The sequence below is a fragment of the Pseudarthrobacter sp. Pseusp20 genome, from assembly GCF_059492155.1.
Genome location: NZ_CP168521.1, coordinates 3,158,948 through 3,185,795, shown reverse-complemented (window position 1 = coordinate 3,185,795; position 26,848 = coordinate 3,158,948). Strand labels below are relative to the sequence as shown.

The window sequence follows — 26,848 nt, the reverse complement described above, 5'->3', positions numbered from 1 at the left end:
CTGCTCCTGCGCCGGAAATGCACCCGGCAAAAGGGCGCACCGGCCACGCGGGGCATGACCCCAAGACTATAGTTCCGGCGCCGGACGGCCTAGTGCCCCGCCATGCCGGAAGCCGCTCAACAGGACAAACCCATCCCGATAAGGGAATATATAGCTATGAAGGCACGCATTCTGGTGGTAGATGATGACGAAGCGCTGGCCGAGATGATTGGAATTGTCCTCCGTAATGACGGCTTCGAGCCGGTCTTTTGCGCCGACGGCGCCCAGGCCCTGGACGTGTTCCGGTCATCGCGGCCGGACCTGGTCCTGCTCGATCTCATGCTTCCCGGTATGGATGGCATCGAGGTCTGCCGCCAGATCCGCGGCGAGTCGGACGTGCCCATCGTCATGCTGACCGCCAAGTCCGATACCTCAGACGTCGTCCGCGGGCTGGAATCCGGGGCTGACGACTACGTGCCTAAGCCGTTCAAGCCTGCCGAGCTGGTGGCACGCGTGCGTGCCCGCCTTCGCCCGGGGGACCAGAAAGCGCCCGAAACGCTGCGCATCGCGGACATCACCATCGACGTCGCCGGGCACACGGTCAGCCGGGGCAATGAGCGGATCTCCCTGACGCCGCTGGAGTTCGACCTCCTGGTGGCGCTGGCCCGCAAGCCTTGGCAGGTCTTTACCCGGGAACTGCTGCTGGAGCAGGTCTGGGGCTACCGCCACGCCGCTGACACCCGGCTTGTCAACGTCCATGTCCAGCGCCTGCGGTCCAAGATCGAGCAGGACCCGGAAGCTCCGGAAGTCGTATTGACGGTGCGTGGTGTCGGCTATAAAGCAGGGGTCTGACCCCGCCGCGCAGGACGGGGAACCGGATCAGCGCCCAACCCCGGACTCCGCGGATGCCGTGAAACAGGACGGCGCCGTCCAGGACGTGCCGGAAGCCGGCGACGCCGCCACTCCCGGGCTGCGGCACATGGCGTTCCGGGCAAGGATCTGGCAGCGGCGTGCCCTGATTGTGGCGCTCCGCGTCGCCCGGCTCGTCCGGACGGGAGTCCGGCGCTTCCTTCCCGGTCTGCGGTACCTTGGGCGGGCCTTGCAGCGGCGCTGGCGCCGGTCCATTCAATTCCGCACCGTTCTCACCACCCTGATGCTCGCCGTGACCTCGTTCGCCGTGGTCGGTGCCTATCTGTCCAACCAGATTGCCAACAACCTGTTCCAGGAGCGGCTGACGCAGGCGGAGTCCGAGACCCGCTACAACGTCAAGCAGGTCCAGGAAACGTTCGACGGCGCCCAGGTCACCGACCAGTCCAGCGTCATCACCCTGGTCTACGACACCCTGAACGCGGTGGAGGGCCGGGGCTCAGTGATCCAGCGCCGGTACGTCTTCGAGGCGATGCCGGAGCAGACCAAGCCCCGCAACCGGTGGGTTGAGTCGCGGGCATCCGACCAACTCACGGTCAGCGTCATTCCCCCTGAGCTGCGCAAGGCCGTCCAGCAGTCGGGGAAGGACCAGTACTGGGCTTCCACCGTCATCCCCGTGGGCACCGAGGACCGGCCGGGGATCGCGGTCGGCAACAAGGTGACCTTCAACGGCACTGTCTACGAGCTTTACCTGATCTACGACCTGAACACAGCGCAGCAGACGCTTAACGAGATCCAAAGCGTCCTGTGGGCCGGCGGTGCGGTGCTGGTCCTCCTGATTGGCGCTGTCGCCTGGTACGTCACCCGCAACGTGGTGAGCCCGGTCAGCCATGCCGCGATGGTCTCGGAGAAGCTCGCCGCCGGGCAGCTGCAGGAGCGCATGGTGGTCAAGGGGGAGGACGAGGTGGCCCGCCTTGGCGCTTCCTTTAACCACATGGCCGCCAGCCTGCAGGAGCAGATCACCCAGCTGGCGACGCTCTCCCAGATGCAGCAGCGCTTCGTGTCCGATGTGTCGCACGAGCTCCGGACGCCGCTCACAACCGTGCGCATGGCGGCAGAGGTCCTGTACGACGCCCGCGATGACTTCGACCCCATCAACAAGCGGTCCGCAGAGCTCCTGTACAACCAGGTGGAGCGGTTCCAGTCCCTCCTCTCCGACCTCCTCGAAATCAGCCGCTTCGACGCCGGCGTGGCCGTGCTGGATGCTGAACCCGAGGACCTTCTCCAAGTGATCTCCCACGTCATTGAAGGCGCCGCGCCGGTGGCGGCTGAATACGGTTCGGAGATTGTCCTGACCGCTCCCGAGGGCGCCGTGGTGGTGGAGATGGACGCCCGGCGCATCGACAGGATCCTGCGGAACCTGATCCTGAACGCGGTGGAGCACGGTGAGGGCAAGCCGGTGGCCGTCACGGTCGCGGTCAATGAAACTGCCGTGGGCGTTGCTGTCCGCGACCACGGGATCGGGATGGACCAGGCACAGGCCGCCAGGGTTTTCGACAGGTTCTGGCGAGCCGACCCTGCCCGCGCACGCACCACGGGCGGCAGCGGGCTGGGATTGTCCATCGCCATGGAGGATACGAAGCTGCACCACGGCTGGCTGCAGGCCTGGGGCAGGAAAGGCGACGGCGCCAACTTCCGTTTGACCCTTCCCTTGCGCCAGGACGGTGGCATCAGCGAGTCGCCCGTCCAGCTGGAGCCAAAGGACGTCACCAATCCCGGAGCGCCGGGGAGCGTTCCCGCGGAACAGGACTACAAAAACATGCTGGTGCTGCAGGCGGGAGCGGCCCGGCCTGCTCCGGTGCGCGCGCCCGAGGAGACACCATGAGGGCCACCGTGCGCCTGGCGAAGTACCCGGCGGCACTGCTTGCCCTGCTGATCGTCCTCTTGTCCGGCTGCGCACGGATCCCCACGTCCGGTCCGGTGGGAAAAAGCAGCGAAAGCAGCGCCGGCAACGTCAGCGCTCCCGTGTTCCTCCCGGCAGCGCCGCAGCCCGGGGCATCACCCGAGACCATCATCGACTACTTCTACCGGGCAGGCAGTGGCTACGAGGACGACTATGCGGTGGCCCGCCAGTACCTGACGCAGGCCTCGGCTGTGTCCTGGAAACCGGACAAACGCGCGCTGGTATACCGGGAGGCGCGCGTTGTGCCCACGGGCACGGAAAACGTCTTCAACTACGAGCTCGATGTGTCCTACACGGTGGACGCCGACGGCATAGCCACCCAGTCGCCGCCGGGAACCGTGGAGCGCATCCCGGTGACGGTGACCCAGGTGGATGGAGAGTGGCGGATTTCGGCGATTCCCGACGGGACCGCCATTGCCGAGGAAACGTTCAAGGTGATCTACGGTGCCTACCCCATCTACTTTTACGACCCCACCTTCACCTATGCCATCCCGGACGTCCGCTGGTTCCTGAAGAACAAGACGGTCAAAGCAATGACCAGTGCCCTGCTGGCCGGGCCCGCCCCGTACCTGCGCGGCGCCGTCGCCAGTGCCTTCCCTTCCGGGATCAAGCTCGCCCGGGAATCCGTGCCGGTGGTGTCCGGGGCCGCACAGGTGGACCTGACAGCCAAGGAGCTGACGGAAACATCGGCGGAGGACCGGCTCCGCATGCAGATGCAGCTGACCCTGACGTTCCGCAGCCAGCCTGACGTGGTCAATGTTGAACTCCGTGCCAACCAGGACCTGGTCCGGGTGGAGGACAACGGGTCCGTTCTTCCTCCGGTGCTGGACAGGACCGTGCCCTCACGCCAGATCGCCATCAGCGGCAACGAACTGGTGCGCTATGAAAACAACCGCGTCTCGCCGTTGCCTGACATGCAGCCGGTGTCTGCGCTCAACCCCCGCTATCCGGCGGAATCCCCGGTGTCACAGACGGCTGCCTTCCTCAATGAAGGCCGCACCACGCTGTACAGCATCAATCCCGGCCAGCCTGCGCGCGCCTTGACTACCCGGAGCACCCTCACCCGCCCGTCCTTCAGTGTCTCCGACTGGGTATGGACGGCCGGACCCGGTGCCACCGGAGCCACGGAAGTAGTGGCTTTCCATCCCACCGGAGTGGCAGAGGGCGCCGCCGTTCCGTCCGTGACGCTGGCACCCTCCTGGCTTGCCGGCCGCACGGTCAAGGAATTCCGCGTCTCACGCGACGGTGTGCGCGCCCTGGTCATATCCGAACAGAACGGGAAGTCCAAGGTGCAGGTGACAGGCATGATCCGCGCCGCCGACGGTACGCCGCGCGAACTGACCGCGCCCGTCACCCTGGTATCCGGCACCGACCCTGATCAAGGGGTGTGGGTGAATGGCATTACCGTTGCCGTCATGAAGGGGGCTTCGGGTTCCAACGTCACACCGGAGCTCCTGTCCCTCACCTCCGGCCAGCCGCAGCAGCTTGCCCCGTGGCCGGGCCTGGTAGCCATCAGTGCCGGGAATGGCGCCGACGACATTTATGTCCAGTCCGGGGAAGGGATCTTCCAGCGCCTCGGCAATGGCTGGTCCCCGCAGATCAAGGGCCCTATCGACCCCGCGTTTCCCGGCTGACACCCTGTTGGCGGTATCGCCAGGTTCTGCCTCCGCCGTCCCGATGGGGCCTGCCTTATGCACATAGCCCGGGCTGGCCCTCCAACTGTGACTGGGCTTCAGGCGACAGTGGAACCATGAAACGGCTCATCCGCAGGAACGGCGCGGCCGGTTCCGGCCACCGGGGGACCCGGAGGGTGGATCCGGACCTTCAACCGCCCCCGCCCTGGGCGGCGCTGCACCGGGGTGAACACGCGGCCGCCCTCCTTCGCCTTGCCGACTGGCTGGCCGGCGCCGTGGCGGATCTGCTCGCCCTGGCCGTCCCTGTGGACTGTGTCTGCTGCGGGGCCGAAGACAGCACCCTGTGCCCATCCTGTGCCAGCCGCATCCGCCAGCTGACCAGGCAGCCATTCCGGGCCGAAAGCGGAGCTCCGGCCCTTATGGATGTCGCCGGCTCCGTCGTGCTTCCCGTCGTTGCAGCGGGGGTGTACCGGGACGAGCTGGCGCAGGGACTGCTGTCGTTCAAACGGCACGGCCAGCCTCAGCTTGGCAGAAGCCTTGGCCGGGCGCTCGCATGTGCAGTCAGGGCCGCCGTCCCTGGCCCCGGCCGATGCCTCCTGGTCCCCGTGCCCACCAGCACGCCGGCCTACGTCAGCCGGGGCTTCAGCCCGGTCCACCTGCTCCTGAAGTCGGCGGCACGGCAGCATCCAGGGCTCGACGTCGCGGATGTGCTGGGCAAGACTCCAAGGCCTGGCCCCGTCCTCCCCGGCACCCGCGGATCCGGCAGCGGAAGAGGTGTGGCCGGCCAAAAAGGCCTGGGGAGGGGAGCCCGTTCCCAGCGCGTCCGGGGGTCCATGCGGGTCAAGCCCGGGGCCCGGGCAAAGGTGGCAGGGCGCCCCTGCATCATCGTTGATGACGTCCTCACAACCGGTGCCACGGTGGGCGAAGCAGCCCGCGCACTGCACCTGGCCGGCGCTGTGGTGAGGGGCGCCGTCGTGCTTGCCGCGACACGCCCGCCCGATACCCAGCAGCCGGGCTGCCGGGCCGCCGCGCCGCGTGAAAGCCCGCATGACTTAGAAAAAAATAAACCGGGAAAGGATGAATAACGGGTGGCTATGAACTAACGTCTGAGGTGGGTACCAAGAACAGAATGTACCTTTCGATGGCGGCTCGGAGAGGGGCTCGACTGTCACACAGCCCGGCCCAGGGAAGCGCCGCCGTCGTGTCACCGAAGTCATTTGGAGGGCACCATGGAGTTTATGATCAGCGGACGAAATCTGACAGTTTCAGACCGGTTCCGCGAGTATGCCGGGGAAAAGATCGCGAAAATTGAATCGCTGGGCGACAAAGTCCAGCGGGTCGACGCGAAAGTCTCCAAGGAGACCAATGCCCGGCAGACCGGCGACCAGCTGACCGTCGAGGTGACAGTCCTGGGCCGCGGACCCGTAATCCGTGCCGAAGCAAGCGCCGCAGACAAGTTTGCTGCCTTTGACCTCGCCTACAACAAACTGCTTGAGCGGCTCCGGCGGGCCAAGGACCGCAAGAAGGTCCACCACGGCCGCCACACTCCCAAGGCTGTCCGTGAGGCCACCGCCTCACTCGAGCCCGCCAGTGCCCATGAACCGCTGTATCTTGAGGCCAACCACCGGAATGAAGCGGTGGCAGCCCCCGAAGACAAATCGCCGTACGATGTTGACAACGACATCCCGGCCGGAAACTCACCGGTGCTGATCCGGCGCAAGGTCTTTCCCGCCGCATCCCTCTCCCTCGACGACGCCGTAGACAATATGGAGCTTGTGGGCCACGACTTCTATCTCTTCGTGGACAAAGCGACCAACACGCCCTCCGTCGTGTACCGCCGCCGTGGCTGGACCTATGGGGTCATTACGCTGGACCATGAATGCGAGCCGGGAGACACCGTGGTGGAGGAAAAGATTCTTGCCTACCGCTCCGACGACGCCGCCGCCAACGCTTAGGGTGGACCAAACCACCAGCAGAGAGGACTGAATTGTCAGCAACGCTGAGCCTTCACCAGGCACGGCGGATCGCATTGGCAGCGCAGGGACTCCATAAAGTACGGCCCACCGGCCCCGTGACAGCACGGGCGGTGGGCCGTACTTTTGCCCGCCTCCAGCTCGTCCAGATCGACTCCGTGAACGTCCTGGTCCGCAGCCATTTCCTGCCCTTCTATTCCCGCCTTGGCAACTATGACCGGGACATCCTGCAGCGCATGTCTGCCAGCCACCCCCGCCGGATGCTGGAGTACTGGGCACACGAAGCGAGCTACATCCGGCCGGAGCATTACCAGGATCTGCTGCTGTGGCAAAAGCGCTCCTGGGTGGGCGCCTCCCGGCTGGATCCCGGGCTCCGCAACGACGTCGCAGACCGGATCCTGGCGGTCCTGGCCAGGTCCCGGCCCATGACGGCCTCCGAACTGACCGCCCGGATTGGCCACGTTGAGGAAAAACAGACAACCGACTGGGGGTGGAACTGGAACGCGGTGAAACGGGTCCTTGAACACCTCTTCGAAGAAGGGCTGGTATCGGCAGCCTCGAGGACCGGGCAATTCGAGCGCAGGTACACGCTGACAGCCAAAGTCCTCCCACACCCTGCCGAAGCAGGTGGGGAAGTCGACCCAACAGCTGCGCTCCGCCGGCTGACCGAAGCGGCGGCCCGGGCGCATGGGATCGGAAGCATCCGCTGCTTCGCCGACTACTTCCGGACGCCCGTCAAGGCAACGGCGCTCGCCGTTGCGCACTTGGTGGAGCAGGGCAGGCTGGAACCGGTCAACGTGCCGGGGTGGGGGAGGGACGTGTTCCGGCATGTTGAGGCTGTACTGCCGCGGCGTGCCACCGGCCGGGCCCTGTTGAGCCCGTTTGATTCCATGGTCTTTGAACGCCGGCGCCTGCTGGAACTGTTCGGCTTCCATTACCGGATCGAGATCTACACCCCGGAGCCCAAACGGCGCTACGGCTATTACGTCCTGCCGTTCCTGCTGCGCGACAGGATGGTGGCCAGGGTTGACTTGAAGGCGGACCGGACGGGTGGCCGTCTGCTGGTGAGAGCCGCGTTTGCCGAGCCGGACGCACCCGCGGACACCGCCGTCGAACTCGCTGCCGAGCTGAGGCTGATGAGCCAGTGGCTTGGCCTGCCGGATGTGGAAGTGGGGCCGGCAGGAGACCTCGCTGCAAGGCTTGCCCATGAGCTGGCACGGCTGTAAGGAGTATCCGCTCTCAGGGAAAAGGGGGCACCGGCCGCGTGTCTCTCCCGTAGACTGAACACGCCAGAATTCGGCGGCATCAGACTGGGAGCATCTTCACGTGGCATCACTTATCGAAAAAATTCTCCGCACGGGTGACAAGAAAACACTCCGGCAGCTGCGGAACTATGCCGATTCCATCAACGCCCTCGAAGACTCATTCAAGACCTTTACCGACGCAGAGTTGCGTGAGGAGACTGACCGTCTCCGCGAACGCCACCAGGACGGTGAAAAGCTCGAAGACCTGCTTCCGGAGGCTTTTGCCGCCGTGCGCGAAGCGTCCTCGCGGACCCTGGGGATGCGCCACTTCGATGTCCAGCTGATGGGCGGCGCTGCCCTGCATTTGGGGAACATCGCTGAAATGAAAACCGGTGAAGGCAAGACCCTGGTGGCGACCGCTCCCGCCTACCTGAACGCCCTCACCGGCAAGGGTGTCCACGTGGTCACCGTCAACGATTACCTGGCCGAATACCAGTCCGAACTCATGGGCCGTGTCTACCGCTTCCTCGGCCTGACCAGCGGCGTCATCCTCGCCAACCAGGATCCTGCCGTGCGCCGCCAGCAGTACGCCGCGGACATCACCTATGGAACCAACAACGAGTTCGGGTTCGACTACCTGCGCGACAACATGGCCTGGGACCGGAACGAACTGGTCCAGCGCGGCCACAACTTCGCCATCGTCGACGAAGTCGACTCCATCCTTATCGATGAAGCGCGTACGCCGCTCATCATCTCCGGCCCTGCCCAGGGGGACACCAACCGCTGGTACAGCGAGTTCGCCAAAGTGGTGCTCCGGCTGCAGCCGGAGAAAGACTACGAAGTCGATGAAAAGAAGCGCACCGTCGGCGTCCTGGAGAGCGGAATCGAAAAGGTCGAGGACTACCTTGGCATCTCCAACCTGTACGAATCCGCGAACACGCCGCTGATCGGGTTCCTGAATAACGCCATCAAGGCCAAGGAACTGTTCAAGCGGGACAAGGACTACGTCATCCTGGACGGCGAAGTCCTGATCGTTGACGAGCACACCGGCCGCATCCTGGCCGGGCGACGCTACAACGAAGGCATGCACCAGGCGATCGAGGCCAAGGAAGGCGTCGAGATCAAAGCGGAAAACCAGACCCTGGCCACAGTCACCCTGCAGAACTACTTCCGCATGTATGACAAGCTTTCCGGCATGACCGGCACCGCCGAGACTGAGGCGGCCGAGTTCATGAGCACGTACAAGCTCGGCGTGGTGGCCATCCCCACCAACCGGGACATGCAGCGGATAGACCAGCCGGACCTCGTATTCAAGAATGAGGTTGTCAAGTTCGACGCCGTGGTGCGGGACATCGCCGAACGCCACGAAAAAGGCCAGCCTGTCCTCGTGGGCACCACCAGCGTGGAGAAGAGCGAGTACCTGTCCAAGCTGCTCGCCAAGGAAGGCATCCGGCACGAAGTCCTGAACGCCAAGAACCACGCCCGCGAAGCCGCCATTGTCGCCCAGGCGGGCCGGAAGGGCGCGGTCACCGTGGCCACCAACATGGCCGGCCGCGGCACCGACATCATGCTCGGCGGCAACGCGGAGTTCACCGCCGTGGCCGAGCTTGCCAAGCGCGGGCTGGACCCCGAGGAGAACTCGGAAGAATACGAGGCAGCCTGGCCTGCGGCACTTGAAGCTGCCAAGCAGTCCGTGAAGGACGAACACGAGGAAGTCCTGGACCTCGGGGGCCTCTATGTCCTGGGCACCGAGCGCCATGAGTCACGCCGCATCGACAACCAGCTCCGCGGCCGTTCCGGCCGCCAGGGCGATCCCGGGGAATCCCGGTTCTACCTCTCGCTGACAGACGACCTTATGCGGCTCTTCAACTCGGGAGCCGCGGAACGTCTGATGAACAGCTCGGTCCCGGACGACGTCGCGCTCGAATCCAAGCTTGTCTCGCGTGCCATCGCGTCCGCGCAGGGCCAGGTGGAAGGCCGGAACGCCGAGCAGCGCAAGAACGTGCTGAAGTACGACGACGTCCTGAACCGTCAGCGCGAAGCGATTTACAGCGACCGCCGGCGCATCCTTGAAGGCGATGACCTGCACGAGAAGGTGCAGTTCTTCATCGAAGACACCATTACGGCGCTGATCGACGCCGCAACGGCGGAGGGGAACGGTGACGACTGGGACTTCCACCAGCTGTGGACCAACCTCAAGACGCTCTACCCGGTCAGCGTTTCGGCGGAAGACATCATCGAGGAAGCCGGGGGCAAGTCCAGGGTCACCGTGGAGCTGCTGAAGGAGGAAATCCTCTCTGACGCCCGCCTGGTGTACCAGGCCCGCGAGGAGGTCATCGGCTCCGAAAGCATGCGCGAGCTCGAGCGCAGGGTGGTCCTGTCCGTCATCGGACGCAAATGGCAGGAACACCTCTACGAGATGGACTACCTGAAGGAAGGGATTGGCCTGCGCGCCATGGCACAGCGCGATCCGCTGGTGGAGTACCAGCGCGAGGGCTTCGCCATGTTCCAAAGCATGATGGAAGCCATCCGCGAGGAAAGCGTTGGATTCCTCTACAACCTTGAGGTGGAAGTAACCCCCGCCCAGGATGTAGTAGTACAGGATGCCGCCGGCGGGCATACCGAGCACGTTGACCCCCAGGTTCACGCCGCCGGCCTCGAAGCCCCCGAGAAGCCTGCGCAGCTGCAGTACACGGCTCCCTCGGAAAGTGGAGGAACCCAGACACGCGTGGAAACGCGCGCCGGAAGCGGTCGCTCCGGCAATCCTGCCAAGGCAGCTGCCCAGGATGCAGCCAAACGCCCCGCGAAAAAGAAGAAGCGCTAGCAGGACAGCTGCAGGTACCCGCCGGCGGCGGCAAACAGGGCAGGGACGGACGCGTCCCTGCCCTGTTTGCGCGTCGCCTGTTCCGTACCACCGCACGCCCCAGGTATTTCGACGGGTCAGCCGATGACAAGTTCAACAACCCGCCACACCTGCTTGCTGCGCTCAAGCCGGACAGCTACGGCACGGGCCCGCACATCATCCACCACTACAGCACTGGCCTCGTAGATTCCGTCGGCCACTTCACAGACCCGCACGGAGCGGACTGTTGAATTCCGGTGGAGCCGGGCCAATGCAGGATTGCCGGTCCTGGTGAGCTCGCGCCTGATCAGCGCTGCCCGGTGCTGCAGCGATGCCAGGCAGCGCGGGTCCAGGCGCCGCGCCAACTGCTGGATGGGGCGGATTCCGGCCAGGACCTCCATGGAAGCCTGAACTGTCCCGCGGGTAATGGCCCTGACCTCCGCAGCCTCGCTAACTGGCCGCAGCGATGGAGGGGTTGCCCCGGTGGATTGGCCGGAGCGGGTTGGCGTCGACACAGGCAGCGGCTTTGCGGGTCCGGCCCCTCCCTGCCTGGACTCGGTGGCCGGACCTTCAACGGCCCGGATAGGTGTCACTGCGGTCATGGCATTCCCCTTGGTTGGTGTGACTGGTGATTAGGCTTGCTTCTGGTTCGACGTGATGTTGGTGCTTTGACCGGTTATTGGTGCGAGTGGGTCACTGACAGCGGCTACAACGCTGCCGGCGCCTGGAGTATCTGGCCTGGAAGCAGGACATCCGGGCTTCCACCGATCAGTGCACGGTTCGCGGCATACCAGCGCGGCCATTCAAGAGCGATGTCCACATCCGATGCCTCCGGGCCCAAATGGGTGGCTACGATGTCCCACAGCGTGTCGCCCGCGAGGACCGTCACTGCCTTTGCCGGGCCACCCCTGCCATTGGCACCAGGGCCACTGCCGCCCCACTCCGGCGCGGTCCTGGTTTCCGGTCCGGCCAGCAGGCCGGGCTCCACCACAGGGGGAGCGGGCTGCCAACCGGGGTCGATCGGAGTGACGGTGGGCGGTGTCATGGAATTCCATGCCGGCGACGGCCCTTCCCGGCCGGTTGGCGCTGCTGCAACAGGGAGAGGCGGGTTTTTAACGCGCACACCGCCCGGGCTGTCGCTGACCGTGGGCAGCGGACCATCTTGGGGAGCCGCCGGGTCTGACGGAGCCGACGACGCCACGTGTGCCTGTGTAGGCGTCCACTCGGGCCCGGGAGCGCTTAGGACCGCCGCATGTGCGGCGACACCTGACGCAAGTTGTATTGAGAGTGCCGCGACAACTGCCCTCCGCATGAAAGCGGGCGAGAGCCTCCGCGCGGCCGCTGCGGCCCGCCGTCGTCCCAGGCGTTCCAGCAGAACGGATGCCCCGGCGGTCAGGATCGAGACACCCCACCAGAGGAGAAGGCCAATGCCGGTGGCCGCTGTGGTCCCACCCAGGAGGAGGTCCACGGATTCGCCCTGGTGCCGGGCCATGGATTCCTGCCACTGGGACAACAGGCCCGTTCCGAGGAAGCAGAGCAGAATGCCGAGTACTAACAGGGCCAGGACCATGCAGGCATCCGACCATTGGATTCTGTCTCCCCGGCCCATTAGTACTCCTTTGATAGCGGTTGATGCTGTTTATTGATGTTTGAATCAGTTTGGACCGCGATCAAAGTATTTGTCCATACGTTGGAATGAAAAAGACGGCGCATTGACGGGCCGGACAGGGGGACCCTACGCTGGCGGAATGCGCTGGGATGCACTCTTCAATGACATGGAAAGCCAGCTTGCGGAGGCTGAGCGGCTGGCGCTGGACAGTGAGGTCAACGAGCGCGCGCGGGCAGAAATGGTGAGCCTGCCCCTTGAAGGCAGGTTGCGCGCCGCTGTTGGGTACCGGATCGGTGTTCAGCTCATTTGCGGCGAAACGGTGCACGGGGAACTGACGCATGCTGGAGCGGATGCACTGGTCCTGGATGAAGGCCAGCACCAGGTGCTCATCCCCTATGCGGCGGCGGCACGCTACGTTGGCCTGGGCAGGCACGCATTGGCGGAGACTTCACCGGTCCGCCGGTCGATCGGATTGGCGCATGCCCTGCGTGGCCTGGCGCGCGACCGGGCGGAGCTCTCGGTAACGATTGGTGGTGGAGCCGGGACCAGCAGGCTGGCAGGCGTGATCGACCGTGTTGGCAGGGACTACATCGACCTGGCCATGGTCAATACCGGGGAGCCCCGGAGGGGTCATAGTGTAGGCCAGGTTTCAGCAATACCTTTCACGGCCCTGGCCATGATCAGGTCATACAAACCCGGGGGGAGCTAGCGGCGTCAGACGGACTTCGAGCGCGATTCCTGGATCATGCGGCTGGCCTCGGCGTAGCGTTCCTCGATGTACTGCTCCAGCATCTTCTCTTCGACCCGCCATTGCCCGCGGCCACCCACCTGGATAGCCTTCAGCTCACCGCTGCGGACCAGGGCGTAGGCGGCAGGGGAATTGATCTGGAGCTGCTCCGCGACGTCGGCGAGTGTGAGGAACCTGGGCATGTATCCATTTTGCCATCAAGTGGCTCATTTTGTGGCTGTTATCCACAGATTGGCGCCATTTAGACAAATGACTTTTGTTCACCGGGCCATGCGGTAACAATGAGGAGTCCGGCCAGAGCGGACAGGTTCGGTATACCTGGGGGGAGAACGGTATGGTTCCTGATTCAAGTGCAACTGCAGCGCGGCTTAAGCGTCCATCGTGGAAGGACCCCCGGCTGCTGGTTGGCGTTCTCCTGGTCCTGGTGTCCGTCGCCGGAGTCGTCTTCCTTGTCGGAAGTGCAGACCGCACCACCGAGGTCTACGCCGCACGGGACGGCATAGCCGTTGGTGAGCGCCTGACGCCCGACAATGTAGTCCGCGCCAAGGTCCGGCTGGGCGATGCCGAACAGCACTACATCACTGTCGAGGCCGGCCTGCCCCAGGACGTGGTCGCGTTGCAAAGAATCGCAAAAGACCAACTGGTTCCCAGGGCAAGCCTCGGCACGGTGGATCGGCTGGACCGGAAGCCCGTCGCCCTCAGCGTTGAGCAGACCTTGCCGTCACAGGCAGTTGCCGGTGCCCGCGTGGACGTCTGGGTGGCACAGCCGGATGCGAAGAATGGATTCAGCGAGCCCAGGCTGATCCTTCCCGGAGCGGAAATTGCAGAGGTCTCCACGGGATCCACCGCTCTTGGATCGTCAAAGACCACTGTGCTGATGGTCCTGGTGGAGGACAAGCAGATGCCTGCGTTGCTGGGGGCCCAGGCAAACGAGGCCAAGATCTCCGTGGTGTGGAATCCGGGCGGCGCCCGATGAACATTCCCGTTGTCACCGTCGGCCAGAGCCGCGAGGACCTGGTGGGCGGGCTCGAAAGACTCCACGGCCCGGTCACGGTGGTTCGCAGGTGCGCTGAACTTCCCGAACTGCTTGCTGCCTGCCAGAGCGGGCTGGCGAGGGCGGCAGTCGTGGCAGAGGGTTCAGAGGGGCTGACCGCGTCCCTGGTTGACCGTCTTGGAGCTGTTGGCGTGGCGATCGTCGCGCTGACCGATAACGCGGAGGAGGCAGCCAGACTCCGCACGATAGGTGTCGCTTCGGCGCTGTCCGGCGTTGAGTCCGCGGAGCTTTCGGAAAGGATCGCGGACGCCGTCGCCCAGCTGACCGGCGCGCTTCGTCCGGCGAACCTCAGCGCGCCCGCCGATACCGCTGCTGCACTGGCAACGGATCCCGTTGTGCCGGCGGTGGACGAGGAGGGGCGCGGGGCCGGGCAGCTGATCGTTGTTTGGGGTCCCGCCGGATCTCCGGGACGTACAACGGTTGCTGTGAACATCGCCGGTGAGATGGCCGCCGACGGCCGGTCAGTCCTGCTGGTCGACGCCGACACGTACGGCGCCAGTGTGGCGGCAGTGCTGGGACTCCTGGATGAGTCAGCCGGGCTTGCCCAGGCGTGCAGGCTTGCAGACCAGGGCCTGCTGGACGCCGAGGCACTGCGGAAGGTGGCCGCCACGGTCGCCACCACGGCCGGGACGTTCCGGGCGCTGACCGGCATAACCCGGGCCGATCGGTGGACGGAACTCCGCGCCCCTGCCCTGGGACTGGTCCTTGAGCGGGCCCGGCAGATTGCCGATGTTGTGGTGGTGGACACCGGGTTTTGCCTTGAGGCGGATGAGGAACTGAGCTTTGACACCACGGCGCCTCGACGGAACGCGGCGACACTGCGTCCGCTGGAACTGGCGGACACTGTGTATGCCGTCGGCGCTGCTGATCCCGTGGGTGTTCCACGGCTGGTCCGTGCACTTGCCGAGCTGGAGGGCGCAGTCCCGCAGGCATCGCCCACAGTCGTAATGAACAAGGTGCGTTCGTCGTCCGTGGGAAGGGCCCCCGAGCGCCAACTGCGGGATGCGTGGGAACGGTACGGCCCCGCGTCCAGCCTCAAGGCATTCCTGCCTTACGACCCTGTCGCCGCCGACGCCGCACTCCTGGCCGGATCACTGCTGCTCGAAGCGTCGCCCGAATCGACCCTCCGGCGCGCTATCCGGGACCTGGTTTGTGCACCCGACCAGCGAAAGTCCAAATCATCTGTATTTTCTTCCACACCGCGGCGAAGGGCAAAGGACTAGGCTCGCCATAAGAGCTGCAAAGGTGCGGCGAGAATCTCTGATGGAGGCGTTGTCGATGTCGTCTGGATCCAGTGTGGAGGACCAGCCCCTCTCCATTGAAAGCCTTGAAGGCTTCATGGGGGACTACTACCAGCACCTGGCTGAGGAGGATGCCCGAAGCTACCCCCGCGACGTACTGGAGTCCCGGGCCGAGGAACACCGCCGGACAGCATCAGTACGGCAGCCCGGGCAGGCGAAGATCTCGATCATCGACGAAGAGGACAGCAGCGTCATCTTTGTCGTCACCGACGACATGCCGTTTCTTGTCGACTCCGTGAACTCAGAACTGGTCCGGCAGCACGCCGCCATCAAGCTTGTGGTCCACCCGCTTTTCGTGGCCACCAGGAACCGGGAAACGGGCGAACTGGTCAAGGTGAACAGGGTCCCCGCGCACTTGGGCATATCAAGTGGGGATACCGCGGCAATGCCAAACCTCTCCCACCTCATCGCGCAGGGTGAGAACGCGTCGCACATGGAGTCGTGGATCGCCGTCGAAATCCAACGCGTCTCCGACGACGTGAAGGCGTCCCTGCTCGCCGGCCTGACCCGCGTGCTGAAAGATGTGCGCGCCGCCGTCGAAGACTGGCCCAAAATGCGCCAAAAGGCCCTGGAAATCGCCGAAAGCCTGGACCGGGTGGCCAATCCCGCCCAGATTGCCGAACTGCGGCAGGCCAAGGACCTGCTGCGGTGGCTTGACGAAGGGAACTTCACGTTCCTCGGCTACCGTGAGTACGACCTTCTCAACGTGGACGGCGAAGACGTCCTCGAACTGCGCGAGGACAGCGGCCTCGGGCTGCTGCGCGCGGCCGCCGACTCCCCGCACATCCAGCACCTCACTGATACCGGCCGTAAGAAGGCCCGCGAAAAGCGTGCACTGGTCATCACGAAGGCCAATTCACGGTCCACCGTCCACCGCTCGGCCTACCTGGACTACATCGGCATCAAAAGCTTCGACGCCGCGGGCAACGTCAACGGGGAGCGCCGTTTCATCGGTCTTTTCGCCACCAGCGCCTACGCCGGCTCCGTCCGCGATATTCCCATTGTCCGGGAGAAAGTGGATGCCGTGCTGCAGAGCGCGGGTTTCCCGCCGGACTCGCACTCGGGCAAGGACCTCCTGGGAATCCTCGAAACCTACCCCCGGGATGAACTTTTCCAGATCGAAATTCCCGACCTCGCCGCCACCGCGCTGGGAATCCAGAAGCTGCAGGAACGGCGGCGTACCCGCCTGTTCCTGAGGCCGGACATCTACGGCCGGTTCATGTCCGCCGTCGTTTACCTGCCGCGCGACCGTTACACCACCAACGTCCGGCTTCGCATAGAACAGGAACTGCGGGAAACGTTCCAGGCGGTCTCGATTGATTACGAAGCCCGTATGACGGAGTCCGCCCTCGCCAGGCTGTTCTTCCGTATTCGGCTGCCCAAGGATGCCGACGTCAGCCACGTCAACAGCGATGAGCTGGAAAAGCGGCTGGTCCGGGCCGCAAGGTCATGGAGTGAAGGCATCGCGGAAGTCCTGCGTGAAGGGCGGGATGCGACCGAAGCCAAGGAACTCGCCGCTGTCTGGGCCGAAGCGTTCCCGGCCAGCTACCGCGTGGACTACGAAGTAGAGGACGCGCTTGAGGACATTGCGCGTTTCGAAAAGTACGGGGCCGCCGCGGAGCGGAGCACCGGCGCGCGGCAGGAAAGGCCCGGCGTCCACGTGTACCTTCCAGAAGGGGCCGGCGCCACCCTGGAAGAGGATGCAAGGGTCAAGCTCTACATGCTGGAGCCCAAGAGCCTGAGCCAGATTTTGCCGTACTTCCATAATCTCGGACTCGAGGTCCTGGATGAACGGCCGTTTGAAATCGAAACAGCAGACCACCGCGACTTCTTCCTGTACGACCTGGGTTTGAAATACCCGGCCGGCGTGGACCCGATGTCAACGGGAGAGCTTCTCGCGGAATCCTTCGGGGCGGCTGTCACGGGCGCTGCGGAATCGGACAGCTTTGACCGGCTGGTGCTGAGGGAGGGCCTGCACTGGCGGCAGATCACCGTACTGCGCGCCTATGCCCGTTACATGCGCCAGATGGGCAACAGCAGCTCCTTCGGCTTCATGGCGGACACGCTCCTCGCGAACCCCAACGTGACAAGGGGCCTCACGGCGCTCTTTGCCGCCCGCTTTGACCCGGCCTTGACTGACGGAGACCGGTCCGAGGCACAGGCCTCCGTGGGACGGGACCTGGCAGCATCCATCGAAAAGGTGGCAACGCTGGACGCCGACCGCGTGCTGCGCACCTTCGTCAACCTCATTGAGGCCACGCTTCGCACCAACTTCTACCAGGACAAGCCGCACCTGAGCTTCAAGCTGGATCCCGCGCGGATTGAAGGCCTGCCCTTCCCGCGGCCCATGTTTGAAATTTGGGTTTACTCCCCACGAGTTGAGGGTGTGCACCTTCGGTTCGGCAAGGTGGCGCGTGGCGGACTGCGCTGGTCTGACCGGCGGGAGGATTTCCGGACGGAGGTCCTGGGCCTGGTGAAGGCGCAGACGGTCAAGAACGCCGTCATCGTGCCAACCGGTGCCAAGGGCGGCTTCTTCGCCAAGCAGCTTCCCGATCCCGCCACGGACCGCGCCGCCTGGATGGCCGAGGGCGTCGAAAGCTACAAGACGTTCATCCGTGGGCTGCTGGATCTAACTGACAACCTTCTCACGGAAGGCGGCGGCGAACGGCTCGTGCCGCCGTCGAACGTTGTCAGGCATGACGACGACGACTCCTACCTGGTGGTCGCGGCGGACAAGGGAACGGCTACTTTCTCAGACATTGCCAACAGCCTTTCCGCGGAGTACGGCTTCTGGCTTGGCGACGCCTTCGCCTCCGGCGGCTCCGTGGGGTACGACCACAAGGCCATGGGCATCACGGCCCGCGGCGCCTGGGAATCGGTCAAGCGGCACTTCAGCGAGCTGGACCTGGATACCCAGACCGAGCCGTTCACGGTGGTGGGTGTGGGGGACATGTCCGGTGACGTGTTTGGCAATGGGATGCTCCTGTCCCGGCACATCCGCCTGCTGGCTGCCTTCGACCACCGGCACATCTTCCTGGACCCGGAGCCGGACGAGGAGTCCTCGTTTGTGGAGCGGCAGAGACTTTTCGAGCTGCCCCGGTCCTCGTGGGACGACTACGACAAGTTGCTGATCAGTGAAGGCGGCGGGGTCTTCGCCCGGCAGGCCAAGTCCATTCCCGTGTCCACGCAGGTTCGGACCGCGCTGGGGCTCCCGGCGGACACCACTGAACTCAGCCCTCCCGAGCTGCTGCGTGCCATCCTGCTGGCGCCTGCCGACCTTCTCTACAACGGCGGTATCGGTACCTACGTCAAGGCGAGCTCCGAATCCAACGCATCCGTGGGCGACAAAGCCAACGATGCCATCCGCGTCAACGGCCGGGACCTGCGCGTCAAGGTGGTGGGTGAAGGCGGAAACCTGGGCATGACCCAGCGCGGACGTATCGAGGCAGCGTTGCAGGGCGTCATTCTCAACACGGACGCGATCGACAACTCCGCCGGCGTGGACTGCTCGGACCACGAAGTGAACATCAAGATCTTCGTTGACCGGATGGTTGCGGCTGGCAAACTGCCGGCCGGTGAGCGGGCCGACTTCCTCGCCTCCATGACCGATGAGGTGGGCCGGCTGGTCCTCGAAGACAATATCGACCAGAACATCCTGCTGCTGAACGACAGGACCCGCGTCGCGGAGTGGAGCCCGAGCTACGAGCGGCTCATGGACTGGCTGGAGAAGAGCGCCGACTTGAATCGCGACCTGGAAGCGCTGCCCAGCACGGCAATGCTCCGGGACCGGCTGCAGCAAGGCCAGGGCCTGACTTCTCCCGAGCTTTCGGTGCTGGCCGCCTACGCCAAGATCGAGCTTGCATCGGCGCTGCGGGACAGCGACCTTGCCGATGACCCGTGGTTCCGGCAGACGCTGCGTTCCTACTTCCCGCACCAGGTGCGGGAACGCTTCGATGCGGAACTGGACACCCACCCCCTGCGCCGCGAGATTATCGCCACCGTGGTGGCGAACGACATGATCAACCTGGGCGGCATCACCTTCGCCTTCCGCGTCATGGAGGAAACCTCGGCCAGTGAAGTGGCCGTGGCCAAGGCATTCGTGGCGCTGCGCGAGGTGTACGAACTGGATGCGATGGTGGGCGAGCTGAACAGCCTGCCTGCCTCGTTCCCCACGGAGCACTGGAGCACCGTCCACCTGGACATCCGCCGGCTTCTGGACCGTGCGGTCCGGTGGCTGCTGAGCCAGGAGAGCGTTTCACGCCCCATCGCCGACGTGGTGGCCGAGTTCAAGCCGCTCATGGATCCCATGCGGGCCCGGCTGCTGGACTACCTGCGCGGCGACGACCGCGAGCGGGTGGCGGAATGGCTGGCGAAGGGCCGCGAGTGGCAACTGCCCGAAGGCCTTGCCCTGCGCTGGGCAGAACTGTTCGAGAGCTTCGTGCTGCTGGACATCGCAAAGATCGCCCGGACCCGGAAAGACCCGGTGGAGCAGATCGCCGCCGTCTACTACACGGTGTTCAACCGGTTCCATGCCGACTCGCTGCTGGAGCGGATCAGCAGCCTGCCCCGACAGGACCGGTGGCAGGCGCTGGCAAGGGCTGCCCTGCGCGACGATCTGTACTCAACGGTGTCGGACATGACGACGGCGGTGCTGGACGCTACGTCTGCCGCCGACGCCCCCGATGCACGGCTCAAGGACTGGGAGGCACAAAATGCCGAGCAGCTGGGCAGGGCAAAGAGCATGTTCGACGAGGTGAATGCACTCGAGGCCGACGACATGGCCTCGCTGTCGGTAGCATTGAGGCTCTTGAGGTCAATCGTCCGACGCTAGCAATCCGGCGTCGCAAATGGAGGTGCAGTGGCAATCTTTACGGACCCTATCAGGGAACATGCTGATTTCGGGCCGGGCGATGCCGAATGGCTGCACCTCCTGGTGGGGGACTGGCAGATGGTCGCGGACTTGGCGTTCGCCGACCTGGCGCTCTGGTTCCCCCACCCGGAGCTTGGCTACATCGCTTTGGCGCACGTACGCCCGTCCACCACACACACGGCGTTCCACAGCGACTTCGTCGGCGAGGGAATCCGGTCAGACCTGCAACCGCTCGTGGACAAAGCCTGGAACTCCCGGTCCATTGAGCGCTCCAGCGAGACGAACTGGAACAGCGAGATGGCGCTGCGGGTGGAGGCCGTCCCCATGGTCCGCAACGGCCGGACCCTTGCGGTAGTCACCACCCATATGGACCTCTCCAGTTCACGCATGCCGTCACGGCTGGAGTTGACCTACCGCCAGTGCGCCTACGACCTCCTGCGGATGGGCACGCTCGGGTTGTGGCCCGACTTCGCCTCACCTACCGGCTCCCGCCGGGGCGCGCCCCGCGTAGGGGACGGCCTCATCCGGCTGGATGCCGATGGCGTGGTCCAGTACGCCAGTCCCAACGGAGTGTCGGCCTTCCGGCGCCTGGGTGACGGCGAATCCCTGGAAGGGCGCTCGCTCGCCGAAGTCACCGCCGGCCTGCTCAAGGACCGGCGCATGGTCGATGAGACCCTGCCGCTGGTTGTCACCGGACGCATGCCATGGCGCAGCGAGATCGAGTCCCGCGGGGTCAGCCTGTCCCTGCGGGCCATTCCGCTCCGGGACGAACAGCAGCGGTTCGGCGCCCTGGTTCTCTGCCGTGACGTCTCCGAGTTGCGCCGACGCGAAATGGAGCTGGTGACCAAGGACGCCACCATCCGGGAGATCCACCACCGGGTCAAGAACAATCTCCAGACCGTGGCTGCGCTCTTGCGGATGCAGTCCAGGCGCATGGTCAGCGATGAGGCGAAGCAGGGCCTGGAGCAGGCGATGCGGCGCGTTGCCACGATCGCGCTGGTCCACGAGACGTTGTCGCAGGGCCTGACGCAAAGTGTTGATTTCGACGAACTGATCGGGCGCCAGTTCCGGCTGTCTGCTGAGGTGGCCTCCCCGTCGCAGCAGGTCCGGACCGAACGGTCAGGGACCTTCGGTGAACTTCCCAGCGATCTTGCCACCCCGCTGGCCCTCGTCATCAACGAACTGGTGACCAACGCTGTGGAGCATGGCCTTGAAGGAAGGGCAGGAACAGTCTGGCTTGTTGCCGACCGGTCCGAAGGGGACGACGGCGAAGAACTGACTGTGACCATCGCCGATGACGGGGTGGGGCTTCCGCAGACTCCGCACGTTGAGGGGCTCGGGCTTCAGATCGTGCGCACGCTTGTCACCAGCGAGTTGGGCGGGACCATCACGTGGGAGCGCCGCGAGGGCGGCGGGACTGAGGTCAAGATCCGGCTCAGCCTGGCCGGGAAGTAGAGGGTGCCGGTCCGGCCACATCCAAGGGCCGGACGGTGAGTAATACAGACACCGTAGAACAGATCGAGGCCCCTGGACGATCCATGTGGATTGTCCAGGGGCCTCTCCTCTGCGGTTGCTAGGTCCGATGCTGACCGGCCTGCGGTGCCGTGCCTTCCTAGGAGGCGCGGCGCGCGCGGGCGGCGCGCCGTTTAAGCGCGCGGCGCTCGTCTTCGCTCATGCCACCCCATACGCCGGCGTCCTGGCCGGACTCGAGGGCCCACTGCAGGCAGGTGTCTACGACAGGGCACCGGCGGCAGACGCTCTTGGCTTCCTCGATCTGCAGGAGGGCAGGTCCTGTGTTCCCAACGGGGAAGAACAGTTCCGGGTCCTTGTCAAGGCACGCTGCGCGGTTACGCCAATCCATGCTGATCAGTTGCTCCATTTCTGGGAAATGCCTTTGTGAAATTATTCACTAGTGGCTACAAAGGAAAGGGGCCCTCAGGGCCCCCTTGGTCATCTGCATCAAGCCTGTCATGTTAACGCTGTGTAAACAAGGGGTAATAACGCTTGATATCCGCTGAAACCTGAGCGATGCATCACAGTGTCGGCTCCCGCCCTCACCAGTGTCCGACTATGTCCGGTAGGGTGCCAGTGTGTCAAGACCCCCGGTAAACCCAACAGGCGCCCCCTCTTCTCCTGATGAGCCCCGTGACGGTGCTGACCCTTCGGCCGGCGATCGTCCGGCAACCGTGCCGGCCGCGGCCAAGGTGGTGGCCATTGTTTCTGCTGCAGAGGCGACGGCTTTGCTGGCAGCCGCCGGGTGGTACGCCTACGAGCTGCTCAGCGGGAGCCCCGTGCTGTCCTTCTGGGGTGCCGTCTTCACCTTGGGGCTCCTGCTTGCTTTCTCCGCGTGGCTGTTTGCCGTGTCCGTCTTTTTGTACAGGGGCTATCGCTGGACCCGGGCGGCCGCATTGGTGGCCCAACTGTTCGTCCTGACCATAGGCGTACCTGCCATAACCAGCGGCCTGGTCCTTGCCGGGTTGGCGATGCTGGTACCCGCTGTTATCGCCATCGTCCTCCTTTTCTCCAACAACGTGATCAACCATGCCTCCCGAACCGGAAGTGCTCCGCCCACACTTTGACCTGCAGCGCGGGCCCTGGCCGCCCCTCCGCGGGACGGCGTTCGACGGGCAACCGGCATGCTCAGCCTGTCGCGCCCGCCCAGGCCACCTGAACGGGGCAGGACCGCCCGCCGGAGATGAGGACGCCACGCCCCGGCGGAGCGTTGGACTCAACTTCGAACCTGATCCCAAACAAGTCGCCATCCGCCAGCGAACGTGGCCCCAGCAGAAGTCCGGCGCCGGCGCCCCTTGCGTTCATGACCAGCGGAACGCGTTGGAAAAGCAGTGGGCTGAAGGCAGCAGTGACCATCAGGGAGTGGCCCAAAGCGGCCAGCCGCTCCAAAGCCCTCAATGCCGGAAGGGCCAGCAGATCAACGTCGTCAACCAGCAGCACGGTCTCCCGCGAAAGCCCCCCGCTCTCCGCCTGCATAAGCACGTCCCGCCAAAAATCTTCTGCGCCTTCTGCCGGTACCGGACACGTGCACCACTGCTGCCCCGGGTTGAGTGCTGCCAGCGCGAGCAGGGTATTGCTTTTGCCGCTTCCCGGGTTGCCAAGAATGGCGGTGACTCCGCTGCCAGGCATCCGCAAGGACGCCGGAGCGGGTTCGTCTCCGGCTACGCCCAGGATGACGTTGCGTGACCGGCGGGGCGGTTCCGATAGTTCGGAGCAGTGCGTACCGCCAGGCGGGTCCTGGTCTGGGGACCGCAGGGCTCGCTGGGGTGTCCCCGCCGCCGACATGACCGCTGCGACCTGCCGGACCGTGATTTTCGCGGGGAGGGGTTCAATGCGGAATGGAGTCGATGCGGCTGGCGGATATCCGGCGCCTCTCCGGCCTGTGCCAGCCTGCAGATCGGGGGTGCGGTAGAACTGGCAGGCAACGGGGTTGCCGCCCGAGACAGGGCCGAAGGCTACAGCCCTGCCCTTGACGGCCGGAACGGCAGGCATCCGCGGCCACAGGGCGCGGTTCTCCCCGGTGGAGCAGGCTGGAAAAAAGAAACGATTGGGAAGCGCACCAAAGAACCTGGCGGTGACAAGCTCCCGCTCCCCATGGACCAGGAGCGTTATCCCTGCCCTGGCGCCGTCGCGCACGAGGTCCAGAACCAGATCTTCCGCCCAGGCCAGCGGTCCGGACCGGAATGCCGAAACCCAGGATCCCCAGCCGATGATGACGAGGACGAGAGGTACCGGATTGGAGGCGGGTTGACTCAACCGCTGCCCCAGTTCACGGACGAGCCGCTCCAGGATGCGCACTCCACGCCGCAGATCGTGCAAGGCGGCGTGGGCGCCCACCCGTGCTTCACCTGCCAGCGGGCAAAGACTCCCGTCCGCGTCCAGGACATAGAAATGGGCTCCATCAGGACTGGCCATTAGTTCATGGACAGTCAATTCCAGTGCCGATCCGGCCCCGGAAGTTGGACTGCCAATGAAGGCTGCGTGACCGTGCTTGGCATGGCTCCAAAGAAGGGGCTGAAGTTCTTGTTGCTCGGGAACATCCATCAGGCCGAGGCAGATCTGGCCCGCCACAGGGACGGGTTCCAGGGCCAGTGAGTCAGCGGTTCCCGAATCCGAGGATGGCGCGTTCGGGTCGGGCTTTTCCAGTTCAGTCGGCAGTGGAGGTGCGACAGGCCTTCTCGGTGCTGGTTTCTGCTGGGCAGCGCACAGGCTCGTCACCAAGGCTGCCAGCGGTTCCACTGCCTGTGCGGGGGTGGGTGCAGGGGCTCGTCTGTCGCCTGGTTCGGCTGCCTGGCAGGCGAGATAGTCCATTGTCCGCTGGACAGACACGGCACTTGCCTGTTTGCGATCGGAGACTGACGACAGGGACGCGGCCTGGAACTCCTCGGCCGGCTCCGTTCCGCGCGCCAGGAAGGCGCGGCCGGGGGTATTAACACTGATGGCCGAAGCGTCCCTGGAATTGACGATGTCGACAGATTCCATGTCGGACTGCACGCGAAGTGCAATGTTCGAGGTGACGTTTGCACGGATGTCAGCTGTCAACGCTCCCTGCGGCCTCTGAGTGGCCATGATCAAGTGGATGCCCAGTGACCGTCCGATCGATGCTATCCGCAGCAGCTCACGAAGCACTTCCGGCGCGTCGTCAACCAGCATCCTGAACTCATCGATGACGATGACGAGGTGGGGGAGCACAAAATCCTTGGCCGCCGGTGCGGAGCGGTACGTGGAGACGTCAGGGACGCGGGCCGCGGCGAGGCAGCTCTCCCGCAGCCTCACTTCGGCGCGAAGCGATGTCAGTGTCCGCTCCATCTCGGAATCGGAAAGATCCGTCTGCAGTCCCACGCAATGAAAGAGCCCGCTGAGCGGACCAAGACCTGAACCGCCCTTGAAATCGATGAAGAAGAAGTTGACCCGGTCCGGCGGATAGGACAAGGCCAGCGCCAGGGCCATGCTCCGGAGCAGTTCCGACTTCCCTGAGCCTGTGGTGCCTGCCACCACGAGGTGCGGACCGTCGGCCAGGAGGTCGAAGGTCTTCGTTCCCGACCTGCAAACGCCCAAGGGTACGGGCAATCCGATGTTTCGGGCGCTGCAGTCCCATCTGCTTGCGGTAGCCGCGAGCGTCAGTGGCAGGACTTCGTCAAGGCTGCAGGAAGCGGGAACGGTCTTGGCCTGTTCCTTGTCACCAATCAGGGCACCGGCGAGGTGCCGGCAGAAAGCGGTAAAGACTTCGTCCGGGACCAGGTCAGGGACAAACACAGTACCGCGGTGGTTCTGCACCACGGTTGATGCGCGCTCGGACAGGAGGACGTCAGGTGCAGGCCAATCGCCGTCTTCAGGCAGGAAGTGAAGAACCTGCCACCCCCGCTGGAGCGCTGCTTCCCGGAGCGACTTTTCCACCACCGCTCCGGAGTTATCCCCCCGGATCAAAAGGACTCCCCGCCCGCAGCCCTGTTGCTCGCTGCCGTCCACTGCATTAAGGGCGGCGGACAGTGTTGCAGTGAGCGTCACTCTGCTGAGATACCGGGCTGCGAGGGGTAGGGCTTCCGGCAGCCCGTGGACGACGACATTCATCGTGCCCGTGCGCGGGTATGCCGCAAGTTGCATGAGAAGGGAGCGGAGGGTGCCATCGGTGGCAAAGCGCGGGCCGCCCAGGGTGGTGAGCGGGACGTCCGGGTCCAGAACGACGGGGACGATTCCTGCCCGTGGGATGGTCGCGGCAGCACCGGGCGGTTCGATCCTGACATTGGCCGGCTGTTCTGCCTGTCCCAGCCGCAGCCACACCCCGTCGCCGGGGGAATCCGGGCTGGACGTCCCTTCAGTCCGCCGGGCCGCAAGAGCAACGATGGACAGGGAAGGGGCGCACCGTCGTCGGCGTTCCCTGTCATCTTCAACAGCCGACTTCAGGGCCGCGGACAGGTCCCGCCTGTGCCGCCGTCCGCTGACCGCGGGCACCAGGACCGAAAACACCGAAACCGCGGAAAAGGCCAGAAACATCCACATGCCGGTGAGAAAGGCCAGCAGTACCCCAAGTGCCAGTGGGAGAATCGCGGTCAGAAGGAGTGCCGCGCGGTTTCCTGGATCAGGGCGGCCGGACACCACGATAGGTTCCGCCACCGACTTTCCTGCTTCCGAGAGGACTCTATGGGGCACATCTGCAAACACCAGCGATAGGTTCGATTGACCGCACCTGATGGTTGAGTCCGTTGAGATAACCGTGTTCCGTATCCTTTGGCCGTCGACATATGTCCCGTTGGCGCTGTCCAGGTCAACCAATATGATCTCCGTGTCAGTGACCACCACACTGGCATGTTCACGGGACAACTCCGGGTCCGGGATGACAATCCGTGTGCCGCTTCGACCGATGGTGTAGGTGCCACGCCGTAATGGCACAACGGTTCCCGCTGCTGCTCCGCTGTCGATGGCGAGGACCAGGGGAGGGACGGCATCGGCAATTGGCGGGCGCCGTGGCCGCCTGCTCGAAGGTGGGGTGCCGCCGTCGACAAGGATTGCCGCCTCTACGAGCGGCGGCACGCCGAGGACCAGGGAACGCAGATCCTGCCCGTCCACTCTGACTGAGCCCGCACCGTACTTCCGGACCAACTGTTCGTGAATGACGTACCCTGCCGTGCCGGCCGGTGCATCAATGGACAGTTCCACGGGTGGCTGGGGACGCGGTGATCCCGGTCCGCCCACCAGAGTGCAATTAAGCGTCATGGGTAGTTGGTCCCTCGTGCATGCACCCACGCTAGCCA

18 protein-coding genes are annotated in these 26,848 nt (G+C 64.8%); 13 read left to right on the top strand and 5 right to left on the bottom strand.

Going from position 1 to position 26,848, the window contains the following annotated elements:
* Window positions 1-156: 156 nt before the first annotated feature.
* From mtrA to secA, 7 genes are all read left to right on the top strand, one after another.
* Window positions 157-831, top strand: a complete 675-nt coding sequence (gene mtrA / locus ACEN9K_RS14675) for an MtrAB system response regulator MtrA (protein ID WP_018768515.1) — start codon at window positions 157-159, stop codon at window positions 829-831.
* A 127-nt stretch (window positions 832-958) separates the two neighbouring features.
* Window positions 959-2,731, top strand: a complete 1,773-nt coding sequence (gene mtrB / locus ACEN9K_RS14670) for an MtrAB system histidine kinase MtrB (RefSeq protein WP_235509711.1) — start codon at window positions 959-961, stop codon at window positions 2,729-2,731.
* On the top strand, window positions 2,728-4,443 hold the full coding sequence (locus tag ACEN9K_RS14665; protein WP_056388097.1) for an LpqB family beta-propeller domain-containing protein: 1,716 nt from the start codon (window positions 2,728-2,730) through the stop codon (window positions 4,441-4,443). Before mtrB ends, ACEN9K_RS14665 begins: the two co-directional genes overlap by 4 nt.
* Window positions 4,444-4,559: 116 nt before the next feature.
* On the top strand, window positions 4,560-5,528 hold the full coding sequence (locus ACEN9K_RS14660; protein WP_495634594.1) for a ComF family protein: 969 nt from the start codon (window positions 4,560-4,562) through the stop codon (window positions 5,526-5,528).
* A gap of 144 nt (window positions 5,529-5,672) precedes the next feature.
* On the top strand, window positions 5,673-6,398 hold the full coding sequence (hpf, locus tag ACEN9K_RS14655; protein WP_026265659.1) for a ribosome hibernation-promoting factor, HPF/YfiA family: 726 nt from the start codon (window positions 5,673-5,675) through the stop codon (window positions 6,396-6,398).
* A 32-nt stretch (window positions 6,399-6,430) separates the two neighbouring features.
* On the top strand, window positions 6,431-7,642 hold the full coding sequence (locus tag ACEN9K_RS14650; protein WP_495634593.1) for a winged helix-turn-helix domain-containing protein: 1,212 nt from the start codon (window positions 6,431-6,433) through the stop codon (window positions 7,640-7,642).
* Between the two features lie 100 nt (window positions 7,643-7,742).
* Window positions 7,743-10,484, top strand: a complete 2,742-nt coding sequence (secA, locus tag ACEN9K_RS14645) for a preprotein translocase subunit SecA (RefSeq protein ID WP_056388091.1) — start codon at window positions 7,743-7,745, stop codon at window positions 10,482-10,484.
* A 116-nt stretch (window positions 10,485-10,600) separates the two neighbouring features.
* On the opposite strand, the gene ACEN9K_RS14640 is transcribed toward secA, so the two are convergent.
* Both ACEN9K_RS14640 and ACEN9K_RS14635 read right to left on the bottom strand, forming a co-directional pair.
* Complete coding sequence (locus ACEN9K_RS14640) at window positions 10,601-11,104, bottom strand: Rv3235 family protein (RefSeq protein WP_144599955.1); 504 nt, start codon at window positions 11,102-11,104, stop codon at window positions 10,601-10,603.
* A 104-nt stretch (window positions 11,105-11,208) separates the two neighbouring features.
* A complete protein-coding gene (locus ACEN9K_RS14635; protein ID WP_495634592.1) occupies window positions 11,209-12,111 on the bottom strand; it encodes a LysM peptidoglycan-binding domain-containing protein in 903 nt (300 codons plus the stop codon).
* A 139-nt stretch (window positions 12,112-12,250) separates the two neighbouring features.
* Here ACEN9K_RS14635 and ACEN9K_RS14630 point away from each other — a divergent pair, with 139 nt between their 5' ends.
* Window positions 12,251-12,820 carry a hypothetical protein gene (locus ACEN9K_RS14630; RefSeq protein ID WP_018768506.1) on the top strand — a complete coding sequence of 190 codons (570 nt, stop codon included), beginning with the start codon at window positions 12,251-12,253 and terminating at the stop codon, window positions 12,818-12,820.
* A gap of 5 nt (window positions 12,821-12,825) precedes the next feature.
* Here ACEN9K_RS14630 and ACEN9K_RS14625 read toward each other — a convergent pair whose 3' ends face one another.
* Complete coding sequence (locus tag ACEN9K_RS14625) at window positions 12,826-13,041, bottom strand: helix-turn-helix domain-containing protein (RefSeq protein ID WP_018768505.1); 216 nt, start codon at window positions 13,039-13,041, stop codon at window positions 12,826-12,828.
* A gap of 152 nt (window positions 13,042-13,193) precedes the next feature.
* On the opposite strand from ACEN9K_RS14625, the gene ACEN9K_RS14620 reads away from it, so the two are divergent.
* From ACEN9K_RS14620 to ACEN9K_RS14605, 4 genes are read left to right on the top strand one after another with little or no spacing between them, the layout of a single operon-like run.
* The gene (locus tag ACEN9K_RS14620) at window positions 13,194-13,835 is read left to right on the top strand and encodes a hypothetical protein (RefSeq protein ID WP_018768504.1); all 642 of its coding nucleotides are present in this window, start codon (window positions 13,194-13,196) and stop codon (window positions 13,833-13,835) included.
* Complete coding sequence (locus tag ACEN9K_RS14615; protein WP_495634591.1) at window positions 13,832-15,136, top strand: CpaE/TadZ family protein; 1,305 nt, start codon at window positions 13,832-13,834, stop codon at window positions 15,134-15,136. Before ACEN9K_RS14620 ends, ACEN9K_RS14615 begins: the two co-directional genes overlap by 4 nt.
* A gap of 55 nt (window positions 15,137-15,191) precedes the next feature.
* Window positions 15,192-20,045, top strand: coding sequence for an NAD-glutamate dehydrogenase (locus ACEN9K_RS14610; RefSeq protein ID WP_495634590.1), 4,854 nt, complete (start codon window positions 15,192-15,194; stop codon window positions 20,043-20,045).
* A 27-nt stretch (window positions 20,046-20,072) separates the two neighbouring features.
* A complete protein-coding gene (locus tag ACEN9K_RS14605) occupies window positions 20,073-21,539 on the top strand; it encodes a sensor histidine kinase (protein WP_018768501.1) in 1,467 nt (488 codons plus the stop codon).
* A 157-nt stretch (window positions 21,540-21,696) separates the two neighbouring features.
* On the opposite strand, the gene ACEN9K_RS14600 is transcribed toward ACEN9K_RS14605, so the two are convergent.
* Window positions 21,697-21,945 carry a WhiB family transcriptional regulator gene (locus ACEN9K_RS14600; RefSeq protein WP_003804966.1) on the bottom strand — a complete coding sequence of 83 codons (249 nt, stop codon included), beginning with the start codon at window positions 21,943-21,945 and terminating at the stop codon, window positions 21,697-21,699.
* A gap of 325 nt (window positions 21,946-22,270) precedes the next feature.
* Between ACEN9K_RS14600 and ACEN9K_RS14595 the strand changes: the two genes are divergently transcribed.
* The gene (locus tag ACEN9K_RS14595; RefSeq protein ID WP_495634589.1) at window positions 22,271-22,663 is read left to right on the top strand and encodes a hypothetical protein; all 393 of its coding nucleotides are present in this window, start codon (window positions 22,271-22,273) and stop codon (window positions 22,661-22,663) included.
* A gap of 61 nt (window positions 22,664-22,724) precedes the next feature.
* On the opposite strand, the gene ACEN9K_RS14590 is transcribed toward ACEN9K_RS14595, so the two are convergent.
* Window positions 22,725-26,810, bottom strand: coding sequence for an FtsK/SpoIIIE domain-containing protein (locus ACEN9K_RS14590; protein WP_495634588.1), 4,086 nt, complete (start codon window positions 26,808-26,810; stop codon window positions 22,725-22,727).
* Window positions 26,811-26,848: the final 38 nt, after the last annotated feature.